Genomic DNA, 13914 nt, shown 5'->3' with positions numbered 1-13914 from the left:
GGGTGGGGGGGCAGGACGGTGATGGCGTCGTCCTCGAACGCTGGACGGGCTGAAGGATCCAGGCCCGGTGTAGCCCGCTGCGGGTGGGTGGGGGTTTGGGGCGGTGGTGCCTTGTCCTCGAACGCCGGGCGGGCTGAAAGATGCAGGCCGGGTGGTAAATCCAGCCCCTCCGGCGTTTGAGGAGCGGGGTCTGGGGCGGAGCCCCAGGAGGATGGGACGGGTAGGGGCGGCGGGGGCGAGGAAACCCTCGGTGCCTGGATAGGGTCGGGGCATGGGCAGTCATACGGAATCTCTCCCGACCCCCACCACCCACCCCGGCCGCGCCGGCCTCGCCGCCATCCTCGACCACCCCGCGCGGGCGCTCATCGCCCTGGACTTCGACGGCACCCTCGCCCCGATCGTCCCCGACCCCGAGAAGGCAAGGCCCCACCCCGACGCCATCCCCGCACTCGCCGCCCTCGCCCCCAAGGTCGCAGCCGTGGCAGTGATCACCGGCCGCCCGGCCGAAACCGCGGTGCGCTACGGAGGCTTCGCCGACATCCCCGGCCTGGAGCACCTGGTCGTACTCGGCCACTACGGCGCCGAACGCTGGGACGCCGTCAGCGGCGAGGTCACCGCCCCCGACCCCCACCCCGGCATCGCGGCCATCCGCGCCGAACTGCCCGCTCTCCTCGACGGCATCGGCACCACGGGAACCTGGACCGAGGACAAGGGGCACGCCCTCGCCGTGCACACCCGCCGCGCACCCGACCCCCAGGGCACGTTCGACGCCCTCCGCGCCCCCCTGACCGACCTCGCCACCCGCAACGGCCTCATCGTCGAACCGGGACGTATGGTCCTCGAACTGCGCCCACCCGGCATGGACAAGGGCGTGGCGCTCCTGGACTACGTCCGCGACCTCGGCGCCGAGTCCGTCCTCTACGCCGGCGACGACCTCGGCGACCTCCCGGCCTACGCCGCCGTGGACAGACTCCGCTCCGACGGCACCCCCGGCCTCCTGGTGTGCAGCGGCAGCGAGGAGGTCACGGAGTTGTCGGAGAAGGCGGATGTGGTGGTCGACGGCCCGGAGGGGGTCGTACGGCTGCTGGCGGCGATCGCCGCTCAGGCGGGCTGACCGGGGTCGCCGGCCGCCCCGGTCGCCCCGGCCGCCCCGGCCGTCTCAACCTTCTCGTCCGTCAGCGCCTGCAACTGGTCCAGGAACCACTGAGCCGGCGGAAGCGCCGTCGCAGCCGCAGCCAGCCGCTTCGACCGCTCCGCCCGCTCCTCCGGTCCCATGGACAACGCCTCGTGCAGCGCCCGCGCCGTGTCGATCACGTCGTACGGGTTCACCGTGATCGCGTCATCGCCCAGCTCCTCGAAGGCCCCGGCCTCCCGTGACAGCACCAGCGCGCACCCCGCGTCGGAGACGACGGGAACCTCCTTGGCGACGAGGTTCATGCCGTCCCGGATGGGGTTGACCAGGGCCACGTCGGCCAGCCGGTACGCGGCCAGGGAGCGGGCGAAGTCGTCCTTGACGTGGAGGACGACCGGGGTCCAACCAGGCGTTCCGTAGCGGGAGTTGATCTCCTGCGCCAGACGCTGTACCTCGGCCGTGTAGTCGCGGTACACCGAGAGGTCCTGCCGCGAGGGGTACGCGAAGGCCACGTGCACCACCCGCTCCCGCCACTCGGGGTGGTCGTCGAGCAGCTGCCGGTAGGACAGCAGGCCGCGCACGATGTTCTTGGACAGTTCGGTGCGGTCGACGCGGACGATCGTCCTGCGGGCGGTGCCGTCCGGTGCCGTGCCGATCTCCTCCCGTAGCGCGGTCATGCGTTCGGCCACGTCGGCCTCGTGGGAGCGGGCGCGCAGGAACTCCGCGTCGGCGCCCAGGCCGTGCACGCCGATCCAGGTGGTACGCAGTGGCGGGCGCCCCGTCGGTGTGTGCTCGATCGACTTCGGGGCGCCGCTCGGCCACGACGGGGAGATCCGCTCCGGGTCCGTGGCCCCGGCGCAGCCCATGAACGCCTGCGCCCACCGCCAGGTGAGGAACCCGAGCCGGTCCGCGCCCAGCATCCCCCACACCAGCTGGGACCGGATGTCGTCCGGCAGCATCCGGAAGTACTCCGCCGGCGCCCACGGCGTGTGCGAGAAGTGGCCGATCCGGACGTCCGGGCGCAGCTCGCGCAGCATCCCCGGCACCAGGCACAGGTGGTAGTCCTGGACCAGTACCGCCGCCCCCGGCGCCGCCTGCCGCGCCAGTTCCGCCGCGAAGGCCCGGTTGTACGTCTCGTACGACGCCCACTGGCGCCGGAACTCCGCGTCGAAGACCGGTTCCAGCGGCGTCTGGTAGAGCATGTGGTGGACGAACCAGAGGACCGAGTTCGCGATGCCGTTGTAGGCGTCCGCGTGCACGTCGGCCGGGATGGGCAGCATGTGCACGCCCTCCTCGCCGACCCCGCGCCGTACCGCCTCCCGGTCGCCGTCGGACAGCGCCGAGCACACCCACAGGGCGCCCGCGTCCGGCCCGATCGCCGACAGACCGGAGACGACTCCGCCGCCGCCCCGCTTGGAGTGCAGTGAGCCGTCTCCCTGCACCTCGTACGAGACCGGGCCGCGGTTCGACGCGACCAGCACCTTGGCAGCACCCTGCTCGGCAGCACCCTGCGTGGAAGCCATACGCCTCAACCTAGCCCGGCCCGGAAACGCTCAAACGTGCGGTTCCCCTCAGTGGGGGGCGTTTACGCGACCTTCCTCTTCGCGTACTCCGCGATCTCCACCATCGGCGGCCGCTCCTCCGTGTCCACGGAGTACGTACGCGGCTCGAAACCGTCCTCGCCCCGCTCGAACTGGGTGAGGGAGGGGCGGACCAGATGACCCCGGGCCAGCCTCAGCTGGGCCGTGCGGTAGATCGCCGCGGACATCCGGCCCAGCGCCTGGCCGTCCTGGTGGCGGTGCTTGCGGACGCCCACGTCCACCTGGGCCAGCGCGTCGAGGCCCACCAGGTGCAGGGCGTCGACCAGCATGCCCAGCTCCACGCCGTATCCGACGGGGAACGGGAGCTGTTCCAGCAAGGAGCGGCGGGCCGCGTACTCGCCGCCGAGCGGCTGCACGAAGCCGGCCAGCTGCGGCCAGTGCATGTTCAGCAGCGGGCGGGCCATCAGCTCGGTGACCCGGCCGCCCTGGCCGGCCGCGCTGCCGAGGGGACGGTCGTACATGCCCTTGACCAGGTCGATCCCGGGGTCGGTGAGCAGCGGGCCGACGATGCCGGAGACGAAGTCGGAGGAGAAGTCCTTCAGATCGGCGTCGATGAAGCAGACGATGTCCCCGGTCGTGACGAGCAGGGAGCGCCACAGCACCTCGCCCTTGCCGGGCACGGCCGGGATGCGCGGGAGGATCGCGTCCCGGTGCACCACGGTCGCGCCCGCCGCCGCCGCCACCTCGGAGGTGCGGTCGGTGGAGCCCGAGTCGACGACGACGATCTCGTCGACGAGCGGCACCTGCTGCATGAGGTCGTGACGGATGATCGCGACGATGTCGCCGACCGTCTCCTCCTCGTCGAGCGCGGGCAGGACGACGGAGACCGACCTGCCCGTACGCTGTTTGGCGGCCAGAATCTGATGGAGCGGACGATCGCTCGCGGACCAGGAGCGGGTGCTCAGCCAGCGCTCGACTTCTTCCAGCACGTAAGCGGCTCCTTCGCGTGTGATCCATCTCGCGGTTCGGACGGCTATCTCAACTGTCCTGGTTGTCGGTTACAGTCTTGAACAACGCGGGTGACCATCGCATGTCCTGGCCGGCCCGCCGACCACAACTTCATACCGCTCATCCAGAGGGGCAGAGGGATACGGCCCGATGAAGCCCCGGCAACCCTCCAGCCGGTCTCGTTCACGCGAGGCTCCCGGCTAGGGAAGGTGCCAAATCCGTCTCACGGCGAGATGCGTCGTGAGGAAGATGAGGAGAAAGGGCCTCGCCTCACATGGCTGCGCAGACTGTTGCAAGCACCACCGACTCCACCACCGGTTCCACGGTAGACCTCGGCCCCGCCGCAGCGCTCTCCTGTCGCGAGTGCGGTCACCGGGTGCCCCTCGGACCGGTCTTCGCGTGCGAGGAGTGTTTCGGCCCGCTGGAGATCGCGTACGACTTCTCGGCCTACGACACCGAGGAGCTCCGCAAGCGGATCGAAGCGGGCCCCGCGAACATCTGGCGCTACGCGCCGCTCCTTCCGGTCCCGGCCGACGTGGCCACCAAGCCGAACATCAACCCCGGCTGGACCCAGCTCGTCAAGGCCGACAACCTCGCCCGTGAGCTCGGCGTCGACGCCGGCAAGCTGTTCATCAAGGACGACTCCGGCAACCCGACGCACTCCTTCAAGGACCGCGTCGTCGCCCAGGCCCTGGAGGCCGCCCGCGCCTTCGGCTTCACCACCCTCTCCTGCTCCTCCACCGGCAACCTCGCCGGTGCGGTGGGTGCCGCGGCCGCCCGCGCCGGCTTCCGCTCCTGCGTGTTCATCCCGCACGACCTGGAGCAGGGCAAGGTCGTCATGGCCGCCATCTACGGCGGCGAGCTCGTCGGCATCGAGGGCAACTACGACGACGTGAACCGTTTCTGCTCCGAGCTGATCGGCGACCCGGCCGGCGAGGGCTGGGGCTTCGTCAACGTCAACCTGCGGCCGTACTACGCCGAGGGCTCCAAGACACTGGCGTACGAGATCTGCGAGCAGCTCGGCTGGCAGCTGCCGGACCAGCTGGTCGTGCCGATCGCCTCCGGCTCGCAGCTCACGAAGATCGACAAGGGTCTTCAGGAGCTGATCAAGCTCGGGCTCGTCGAGGACAAGCCGTACAAGATCTTCGGCGCGCAGGCCGAGGGGTGCTCGCCGGTGTCGGTGGCCTTCAAGGCGGGGCACGACGTCGTACGGCCGCAGAAGCCGAACACCATCGCCAAGTCGCTGGCGATCGGCAACCCGGCGGACGGTCCGTACGTGCTGGACATCGCCCGTCGTACCGGGGGTGCGGTGGAGGACGTGACCGATGAGCAGGTCGTCGACGCGATCAAGGTCCTTGCCAGGACCGAGGGCATTTTCGCGGAGACCGCGGGTGGTGTGACGGTGGGCGTCACGAAGAAGCTGATCGAGGACGGGGTCCTCGACCCCACCAAGACGACCGTCGTCCTGAACACCGGCGATGGGCTCAAGACGCTGGATGCGGTGGCTGGTACTGGCCTGACTGCGACCATTCGTCCCAACCTTGAGTCGTTCCGTGAGGCGGGTCTCGTCTAGGGCCTGTCCCCACGATTTCGTCTGCGGGCCGGTGGGGGCTGGTCGCGCAGTTCCCCGCGCCCCTTAAAGGCGACTACCTGACCGGAGGTCACAAAGTGAGCGTCACCGTCCGCATCCCCACCATCCTGCGTACCTACACCGGCGGGCAGGCCGAGGTCGCCGCCGAAGGCGCCACCCTCGCCGAGGTCATCAGTGACCTGGAGAAGAACCACACCGGGATCGCCGCCCGGGTGCTGGACGACCAGGGCAAGCTGCGTCGGTTCGTCAATGTCTACGTCAATGACGACGACGTCCGTTTCGAGCAGGGGCTGGAGACGGCCACCCCCGACGGTGCCGGTGTCTCCATCATTCCGGCCGTCGCCGGCGGCTGACCGGGCTGACCGAATGACCGATCATTACCTTCGGTAACCCCGGTCACCGAGAGTTCATCGAATTGCCCCCTCCGTGAGAGAAGCGGAGGGGGCAATTCTGTGTGGTTGAGCGAGGTACAGTTGGGGAACATGCCGCCGTTCCAAGGGTCGGCGCCCCTTTATTTCCACCGCGAGCCCGACAAGAAGTAGCCAAAGTGTGCGGGTTTTTTGCGGCTTTTGTTCCGTTTGCCGGGTCCGACTTGACCTGAAGTCAGCGGAATTGTCCCCACATTCCCGACCGGTCGTGCCTGGATTTCTCGTCCGATTGACCTGTTGCAGACGGCAGTTGGGCAGATACATTCAGCCGCGGTCGACGCGTTCCGGCGCACGCCCCCGACCGATGGGGGGTGAGGTCTGACCCGGATCCGCGAAGTGTGGATCTGTGCAAGGGCCAGTAATAGGGGAGTTAGGCATGGCTCAGGGCACCGTCAAGTGGTTCAACGCGGAGAAGGGGTACGGCTTCATCGCGGTCGACGGTGGTGCGGATGTATTCGTCCACTACAGCGCGATCCAGATGGACGGGTACCGCACCCTGGAAGAGGGCCAGCGGGTCGATTTCGAGATCTCGCAGGGCCAGAAGGGGCCGCAGGCGGACATGGTCCGTCTGGCGACCGGCTGAAGCACGCGTCGACTTAACAGCAGCGACGTTCTTCTTCGAAGGGCCCGCACCTCCCGGGGTGCGGGCCCTTCGTCATGCCCCCGGCGATACCGATACCGACACCCCTGCATCGCGTCCAAACCCGTGCCCGGGCCTGTTCGCGCCCCGCGGAGCGCCCCGCCCGATCCCCGAGAGCCGCTTGCACTCGCATGGGTCGAGTGCTAATCATTGCGTTAGCACTCTGAAGGTGAGAGTGACAAAGAAGGACCGGGTCGGTGAGGCCCGCAGGCCGGGTGGGGCAAGGAACCACGAGGCAGGCGAGCCGTCCGTCGCGGGCGCGGGCGCGGTCCGAAGGAATCACCCCCAGTCCTGGAGGGACCACTTCACATGGCCAAGATCATCGCGTTCGACGAGGAGGCGCGGCGCGGCCTCGAGCGCGGCATGAACCAGCTCGCGGACGCCGTGAAGGTGACGCTCGGCCCCAAGGGCCGCAACGTCGTCCTCGAGAAGAAGTGGGGCGCCCCCACGATCACCAACGATGGTGTCTCCATCGCCAAGGAGATCGAGCTCGAGGACCCGTACGAGAAGATCGGCGCCGAGCTGGTCAAGGAAGTCGCCAAGAAGACGGACGACGTCGCCGGTGACGGTACGACCACCGCGACCGTTCTCGCCCAGGCCCTGGTCAAGGAAGGCCTGCGCAACGTAGCCGCCGGCGCCAACCCGATGGCCCTCAAGCGCGGTATCGAGAAGGCCGTCGAGGCCGTCTCCGCCGCCCTGCTCGAGCAGGCCAAGGACGTCGAGACCAAGGAGCAGATCGCCTCCACGGCCTCCATCTCCGCCGCCGACACCCAGATCGGCGAGCTCATCGCCGAGGCGATGGACAAGGTCGGCAAGGAAGGCGTCATCACCGTCGAGGAGTCCCAGACCTTCGGTCTGGAGCTGGAGCTCACCGAGGGTATGCGCTTCGACAAGGGCTACATCTCGGCGTACTTCGCCACCGACATGGAGCGTATGGAGGCCGTCCTCGACGACCCGTACATCCTGATCGCCAACTCCAAGATCTCCGCGGTCAAGGACCTGCTCCCGCTGCTGGAGAAGGTCATGCAGTCGGGCAAGCCGCTGCTGATCATCGCCGAGGACGTCGAGGGCGAGGCCCTGTCGACCCTGGTCGTCAACAAGATCCGCGGCACCTTCAAGTCCGTCGCCGTCAAGGCCCCGGGCTTCGGTGACCGCCGCAAGGCGATGCTGAACGACATCGCCATCCTCACCGGTGGCGAGGTCATCTCCGAGGAGGTCGGTCTCAAGCTCGAGAACACCTCCCTGGACCTCCTGGGCAAGGCCCGCAAGGTCGTCATCACCAAGGACGAGACCACCATCGTCGACGGTGCCGGCTCCTCGGACCAGGTCGCGGGTCGTGTGAACCAGATCCGCGCCGAGATCGAGAACAGCGACTCGGACTACGACCGCGAGAAGCTCCAGGAGCGCCTGGCGAAGCTCGCGGGCGGCGTGGCCGTCATCAAGGCCGGTGCCGCGACCGAGGTCGAGCTCAAGGAGCGCAAGCACCGCATCGAGGACGCCGTGCGCAACGCCAAGGCGGCCGTCGAGGAGGGCATCGTCGCCGGTGGCGGCGTGGCCCTGCTCCAGGCCTCCGGTGTCTTCGAGAAGCTGGAGCTCGAGGGTGACGAGGCGACCGGCGCCGCTGCGGTCAAGCTCGCGCTTGAGGCTCCGCTGAAGCAGATCGCCGTGAACGCCGGCCTTGAGGGCGGCGTCGTGGTGGAGAAGGTCCGCAACCTCACCCCGGGTCACGGCCTCAACGCCGCGACCGGTGAGTACGTCGACCTCGTCGCCGAGGGCATCATCGACCCGGCGAAGGTGACGCGTTCCGCGCTTCAGAACGCCGCGTCGATCGCCGCGCTGTTCCTCACCACCGAGGCCGTCATCGCCGACAAGCCGGAGAAGGCCGCCGCGCCTGCCGGTGGCGGTATGCCGGGCGGTGACATGGACTTCTGATCGGCGTCGGGGGCCTGGGCCCCCGGTTGATCAACGTCCTTGTCGAGGGCGGTATCTCCTGTTGCGACAGGGGGTGCCGCCCTTGGTGTTTTGGCGGGTGCGGGTGCGGCAGCCGCCCGCAAACCGATTCTCCTCCTTGGGAATGCGTAGCCTCACATCCACCGTTGCTTAATGCAATGCAACAATGCGTGCGCACATACCGAACGGTATAAGCAGTCCCCTTCCAAGGAGCCCTCCCCGTGACCGTCACCGAGTCCGCCGCCTCCCGCGCGGCCCAAGTCCTGTCCCGGCCGACCTCGATCAACGGCCTCACCGTTCCGAACCGCATCGTGATGGCGCCGATGACGCGCATGTTCTCCCCGGGCGGCGTCCCCGGCGAGGACGTGGTGTCGTACTACGCGCGCCGCGCCGCGGCCGGCGTCGGTCTGATCGTCACCGAGGGGACGTACGTCGGGCATGAGTCGGCCGGGCAGAGTGACCGGGTGCCTCGGTTCCACGGGGAGGAGCAGCTGGACGGGTGGGCGAAGGTCGCCGAGGGTGTGCACGCGGCGGGCGGGACCATCGTGCCGCAGCTGTGGCACATCGGCATGGTGCGCAAGCAGGGGCAGCCGCCCTTCGCCGACGCCCCGGCCGTCGGTCCGTCCGGGCTGCGGATCGGTGCCGACGAGGCCACCGGCAAGGCCATGACCCGCCGCGACCTGGACGACGTCATCGGCGCCTTCGCCGAGGCCGCCGCGGACGCCGAACGCATCGGCTTCGACGGCGTGGAGATCCATGGCGCCCACGGCTACCTCGTCGACCAGTTCCTGTGGGAGGGGACGAATCGCCGCACGGACGCGTACGGGGGTGACCCGGTCGCCCGTACCAAGTTCGGCGCGGAGATCGTGGCCGCCGTACGCGAGAAGGTCTCCCCGGACTTCCCTGTCATCTTCCGCTACTCGCAGTGGAAGCAGGAGGCCTACGACGCCCGGATCGCCGAGACCCCGGAGGAGCTGGACGCCATCCTCGCACCGCTCGCCGCGGCCGGCGTCGACGCCTTCCACGCCTCCACCCGCCGCTACTGGCTCCCGGAGTTCGACGGTTCCGACCTCAACCTCGCCGGCTGGACGAAGAAGCTGACCGGCAAGCCCACCATCACCGTCGGCTCGGTCGGCCTGGACGGCGAGTTCCTCGGCGCGTTCGTCGGCGAGGGCTCCGAGGTCAAGGGCATCGACGACCTCCTGGACCGCCTTGAGGCCGAGGAGTTCGACTTCGTCGCCGTCGGCCGGGCGCTGCTACAGGACCCGGAGTGGGCCGCGAAGGTGCTTCAGGGCCGCTTCGGCGAGCTGGCGGCGTACGACGCGGCCTCGCTGAAGACCCTGAGCTGACGTCGGCTACAGATTGCCCATCGGCTCGATGTCGACCTTCACCGGTGTGCCCCACACGCGCAGCACCTCGTAGTCGGTGAACTCGTGCACGAGCCGGTACGCCATGGCGGGACGCGGGCCGCGGCGCTGGGCGGCGAGATACAGCTCGGCCTCGCGGCGGTCGCGGCGCGGCGTCCCGCACAGCTGCCACTCCTGCCCGTTCCACAGCTCCGGCAGCCAGCGCTGCTGGGGCTGGGGGCGGTCGCCTCGGACGCCGTAGCGGGAGGGGGCGGTCCCGGCGGTGTGCGGGGGTACGGGACCGCCGTTGTACTCGGCGCGACGGGCTGCCCGGCGACGGGTCTCGCAGAGCAGGCAGAGGTCGTGGGCGTTCTCGTCGACCGGGCCGTTCGGGTGCTCGGGGCAGCGGGTGGTGGGGGCGGCGCCGGTGACGCTCTCGTCGAGGAGGTCAAGGGCGCGGCGGAGGTCGGACCTGACCTCGTGGAGCCTCGCGTCCGGGGTGTCGGCGGTGAGGGACTCGCCGTGTTCGCCGAGGAGGCGGAGGGCTCGGCCGAGGGCGGTCAGCTGGGCGTGGTTCATGGGAGGCTCCGGGGCTTCGCGAGGGCCTGGTCAGTGCTGCGGCCCACCTTCAGCATGCACATGGAGAACCTCTGCCTCCAACTGGGTCATGAGATCGTCGGGTGTCAGTCGGCGTAGTCCTTGAGTTCCTCGGTGTTCAAGGTGATGCCGACAGGGGCGGGCAACTCGACGATGGTCCCCCACGGGTAGGACGAGGCCTGTAGATAGCGGCCGTCCTTGGGCTCGCAGTACACCGTGATGGTGTCGATGTCGCGGTCGATGAGGAGGTAGACGGGAATCTCGGCCCCTGCGTAGCCGACGGGCTTGTCGATGCGGTCGCGTTGGTTGGTGTCCCGGTCGTGGGAGGTGATCTCTACGGCCATGAGGGCGCCGTCGGATTCCGACCACTCGCCATGACCCTTGAAGTGGCCTACCGGTGCCAGGAACCCGTCCGTACGGGCGCGGCCCTTGCGGTACGCCTCGGCCTTGACGCCCCGCTCGGGCATCAGATTCAGCTCGGGCCGTTGCTGCATGCATTGGCGCACGAGCCACATGAAGATCTCGCCGTGATTGCCGTCCGGCATGGCCTTGACTACTACCCTTCCGTTGACGTACTCGAGCCGCACGGTTTCCGGAGCTGCGGCGGCCAGCTCCTCGAATTCGTCGACGTCAAGCGGGCCGTGCCGGATGCAGAGCCTTCCGCCGAGGAACTCCAGCCTGTTACGCAGCTCCTTCGGAGCCCTGCGGACGAGTTCGTCGAAGTCCTCGACCGACATCTGCGGGCGTTCAGCGGTGTCAGGGGTCATGGCGTCGCCTCCTTTCTCCCATCGTGCACCGGAGTGGTGTCGGCGGACCGTAGGAGCCGTCATGCGGGTGTCCTTTCTCGTCGTCGTTGGGACATTGCGGCACGGATCTCTGCCGCATGGGCGTGGATTGCGGAGGCTTGCAGGGGCGCCGGGTAGCCGTCGGGGGCGCGTTCGCCCCGGCATGCGCCGCAGATGCCGCCGGGAAGGGCCTCCGGGCGGCCCGGTACTCCGCACTTCGCGCACTCCAGGATGCGGAGGGGTGGGCGGGCCCGGGCGGGTTCCGGGGGGAGTTTGGTGGTGAGGCGGGAGCGGATCAGGGCGGCCGGGTGGTGGACCGGGGTCGGGAGGCCGTTCGTCAGGGCGCGTTGTACGTCCGTGTCGGTGGCGCCTCGCGCGTACCACTCGGCGACCAGCGGCGCGAGCATCGCGCACTCGGCGGCCGACAGCGACAGCGCGGGGGCGTCGCGGCCGAGGGCGGCCAGCAGGATGTGGGCGCGGGAGCGGGTCTGGCGGGGTGGGCCGTCCGGTGGGGGTTCCTTCGGTACGTCGCCCCTCGTGAACGCCGCCCACCACGTGTCGTCGCGCGCCGTACGGGAGAACCACGATCGGGTGATCCAGAGCGCGGTACCGGAAGAGGAGGTCAGGTGTTCCCGTCCCCGGCGCAAGTGCCCTGCCCGTTGCAGGTTGTTGAGGGCCGTGCGGAGGGCGCACTGTCCGTACGGGAGCTGCTTGGCCAGCGTCTTTACGGAGATGTCGGCACCGTCGGGGAGACGGTCGATGTAGGCGGCGATGGCGGCTTCGCGGGGCGGGAGGGCGGCGAAGTCGTGGTTCGTGCGGGGGTGTTGGTCGGGTGCCGACCGTTTCCCGTAACCCGGATTGGCCATCGGGTGCGGGGTCGCGTGCGCGGGCAGGGAGGCAGCACTAAACTTGGCACTAGCCATGGGATCGAACTTCCTCTTCGATCTCGTAGGTCAAGCCCCCGCAGGTGTTGGTAGCACCTGGCGGGGGCTGTTCGTTATGCGGGCACGCTAGACGACCATCACTGTGCGTGGCAAGCCGAACGCTCCAAGTCAACTCGCAGGGTGGGAGGGTGGGTTGAGGCCCTCCAACCATTCCTTGCAAAGAGGGCTCGGGGCTGGCCGCTTGAGCTTCGGGAGGGCGTTCAGGTCGCCCAGTAGTCGCGGTCCGGCAGTTCGACCCAGTGGTCCGGTGGGCCGATGACCGCTCGGGCGTCGGTCGGGCGCAGACCGGCGTACGCGAGCGAGTACGCCACCGCTTGGTAGCAGTAGACGTACGAGAACAGGACATCCGCCGGACCCTCCTCCGCGTCCGGGCCGCCGCCCGGGTGCAGGTCCCAGCCCTCGCAGACGCCGTCGCGGTGGATGCTGCCCTGGTTGCCGCTCTTGGGGTTGGCGTACAGACCGTAGGAGACGGTGCCTGCGGACAGGCGGGTGTGTACGCCGGGCATCGAAGGGCCGTATCCCCACGGCTGGGTGACGACACAGCCGCCCGGCACGGTCGTCACGCCGATGATCCGCAGGGTCTCGTCCGGGTCGTAGGCGTACGGGTCCTCCAGCAGCTCGGCCGTCAGCTCGGCGTCGGCCGGTGTCGCCTCCAGGCGGCGTATCGCCTCCTCGGCATCGATCCCGGCCACGCATGCCAGCCCCAGGCCGTCGTAGTAGATGTCGCCGAGGGCCGCGATGAGCCGGCGGCCTTCCTCCGCCACGGCGCGCTCCGCCTCCGTCAGACGGGGCTGGTCCTCGGCCAGGGGGAACAGATGGGGCTCCGGCCCGGCGAGGCTCAACCGCCCCGGCGTCCAGTCGCCGTACCCGATCCACCCCGGGTCGGCTCCGGCGGCGGCCAGTGCGCGCGCGTTCTCGGAACGGCCCGCCACCACCGCCTCCCACAGTGCCGTGGCCCCGTCCTCCAGCGCGTCCACGTCGGCCACGCGCCGGGCCAGTTCCGCAACGACCTCGGGTGAGCCGAACACCGCCGCCCGGTGCAGGGGCCGCGAGCCTCCGGCGCCCCACCTCTCCGGATCGGCTCCCGCGTCGAGGCGCCGCCTCACGTCCTCGTGGTCATTCCAGTCCCAATGGTCCATGCCCGCCCAGCCGTCGGCGTCCCCACCCGTCATCCGTGCCCCCACCAGTCCGTCGATCTCCCGTGCTCACACCATCGCAGACCGCACTGACAACGGCGGCGCCGCACCCTCCGCCCGGAACACGGCCAGGATCCCCTCTGGTGGACTGACGCCATGACGATCCTGCCGCCGCGCCTGCTGAAGGCGCTCGAACAGTTCAATGCCGCCCGTCCCTGGGACCACAACGCCCACTATCACCGGTGGATCCTGCGGCAGTTGCCCCGCCGGTTCGGGACCGCGCTGGATGTCGGTAGCGGCACGGGGGATCTTGTCCGGCTGCTGGCCGCCCGAGCGGACAAGGGGGTTGTCGGTATCGACTCCGATGCCGGGATCGTCGGGCGGGCGCGGGAGTCGACCCCGCCCGGCGCTCCCGTCACCTTCACCGTCGCCGACGCTCCGGGCGGGATTCCCGAGGGGCCGTACGACGTCATCGCCTGCGTCGCCGTACTCCATCACCTGCCGCTCGGCGAGACCCTGGCCTGCCTGCGACGGCAACTCGCCCCCGGCGGAACCCTGGTGGTGGTCGGGCTGGCCCGTGACGAGGGGTTCGTCGACCACGTGCTCGGCTTCGTCTCGATCCCGCTCAACCTGCTCATGGGGCTCGTCAAGAACCGGGGGCGGCGCACGGTGGTCCGGCCCGTCTCCATGACCGCGGTGACCCGACCCGCGGTCATCCCGTTCGGTGACATCGCCGGTGAAGCCCGGCGCGTCCTTCCCGGCGTACGGCTGCGGCGGCGGTTGTTCTGGCGGTACACGCTCGTCTGGCGTGGCTGA

General features: G+C 69.5%; 13 protein-coding genes and 1 riboswitch. Of the genes, 7 read left to right on the top strand and 6 right to left on the bottom strand.

From position 1 onward, the window contains the following. Positions 1-271: 271 nt before the first annotated feature. A complete protein-coding gene (gene otsB, locus KUM44_RS06365) occupies positions 272-1114 on the top strand; it encodes a trehalose-phosphatase (RefSeq protein WP_217206745.1) in 843 nt (280 codons plus the stop codon). On the opposite strand, the gene KUM44_RS06360 is transcribed toward otsB, so the two are convergent. After that, positions 1102-2655: a trehalose-6-phosphate synthase gene (locus KUM44_RS06360; protein WP_217206744.1), complete on the bottom strand. Its 1554-nt coding sequence runs from the start codon at positions 2653-2655 to the stop codon at positions 1102-1104. The genes otsB and KUM44_RS06360 overlap by 13 nt on opposite strands. Before the next feature lie 62 nt (positions 2656-2717). Beyond that, the gene (locus tag KUM44_RS06355; RefSeq protein ID WP_217206743.1) at positions 2718-3662 is read right to left on the bottom strand and encodes a glucosyl-3-phosphoglycerate synthase; all 945 of its coding nucleotides are present in this window, start codon (positions 3660-3662) and stop codon (positions 2718-2720) included. A 136-nt stretch (positions 3663-3798) separates the two neighbouring features. After that, positions 3799-3937: riboswitch (SAM riboswitch) on the top strand. Between the two features lie 18 nt (positions 3938-3955). On the opposite strand from KUM44_RS06355, the gene thrC reads away from it, so the two are divergent. From thrC to KUM44_RS06330, 5 genes are all read left to right on the top strand, one after another. Continuing rightward, positions 3956-5254, top strand: a complete 1299-nt coding sequence (thrC, locus tag KUM44_RS06350) for a threonine synthase (protein ID WP_217206742.1) — start codon at positions 3956-3958, stop codon at positions 5252-5254. A gap of 95 nt (positions 5255-5349) precedes the next feature. After that, positions 5350-5625, top strand: coding sequence for a MoaD/ThiS family protein (locus tag KUM44_RS06345; protein ID WP_055625113.1), 276 nt, complete (start codon positions 5350-5352; stop codon positions 5623-5625). Positions 5626-6076: 451 nt separating this feature from the next. Further along, positions 6077-6283 (top strand): cold-shock protein, encoded by a 207-nt coding sequence (locus KUM44_RS06340; protein ID WP_007493268.1) that lies wholly within the window; start codon positions 6077-6079, stop codon positions 6281-6283. 366 nt (positions 6284-6649) lie between these two features. Further along, positions 6650-8272: a chaperonin GroEL gene (gene groL / locus KUM44_RS06335; RefSeq protein ID WP_217206741.1), complete on the top strand. Its 1623-nt coding sequence runs from the start codon at positions 6650-6652 to the stop codon at positions 8270-8272. Positions 8273-8511: 239 nt separating this feature from the next. Next, positions 8512-9639 (top strand): NADH:flavin oxidoreductase, encoded by a 1128-nt coding sequence (locus KUM44_RS06330; protein ID WP_217206740.1) that lies wholly within the window; start codon positions 8512-8514, stop codon positions 9637-9639. Between the two features lie 6 nt (positions 9640-9645). On the opposite strand, the gene KUM44_RS06325 is transcribed toward KUM44_RS06330, so the two are convergent. From KUM44_RS06325 to KUM44_RS06310, 4 genes are all read right to left on the bottom strand, one after another. Next, positions 9646-10215, bottom strand: coding sequence for a hypothetical protein (locus tag KUM44_RS06325; RefSeq protein WP_217206739.1), 570 nt, complete (start codon positions 10213-10215; stop codon positions 9646-9648). Positions 10216-10319: 104 nt separating this feature from the next. Then, positions 10320-11000, bottom strand: coding sequence for a Uma2 family endonuclease (locus KUM44_RS06320; protein WP_254389082.1), 681 nt, complete (start codon positions 10998-11000; stop codon positions 10320-10322). Positions 11001-11059: 59 nt separating this feature from the next. Continuing rightward, a complete protein-coding gene (locus KUM44_RS06315; protein ID WP_254389081.1) occupies positions 11060-11941 on the bottom strand; it encodes a hypothetical protein in 882 nt (293 codons plus the stop codon). A gap of 221 nt (positions 11942-12162) precedes the next feature. Beyond that, positions 12163-13134, bottom strand: a complete 972-nt coding sequence (locus KUM44_RS06310) for an ankyrin repeat domain-containing protein (RefSeq protein ID WP_217206738.1) — start codon at positions 13132-13134, stop codon at positions 12163-12165. Positions 13135-13254: 120 nt separating this feature from the next. Here KUM44_RS06310 and KUM44_RS06305 point away from each other — a divergent pair, with 120 nt between their 5' ends. Next, complete coding sequence (locus KUM44_RS06305; protein ID WP_217206737.1) at positions 13255-13914, top strand: class I SAM-dependent methyltransferase; 660 nt, start codon at positions 13255-13257, stop codon at positions 13912-13914.

This window comes from Streptomyces sp. AC550_RSS872, assembly GCF_019049285.1.
GTDB lineage: Bacteria > Actinomycetota > Actinomycetes > Streptomycetales > Streptomycetaceae > Streptomyces.
Note: the sequence above shows the minus strand (reverse complement) of the source record. Positions and strands in the feature narration are given on the sequence as shown.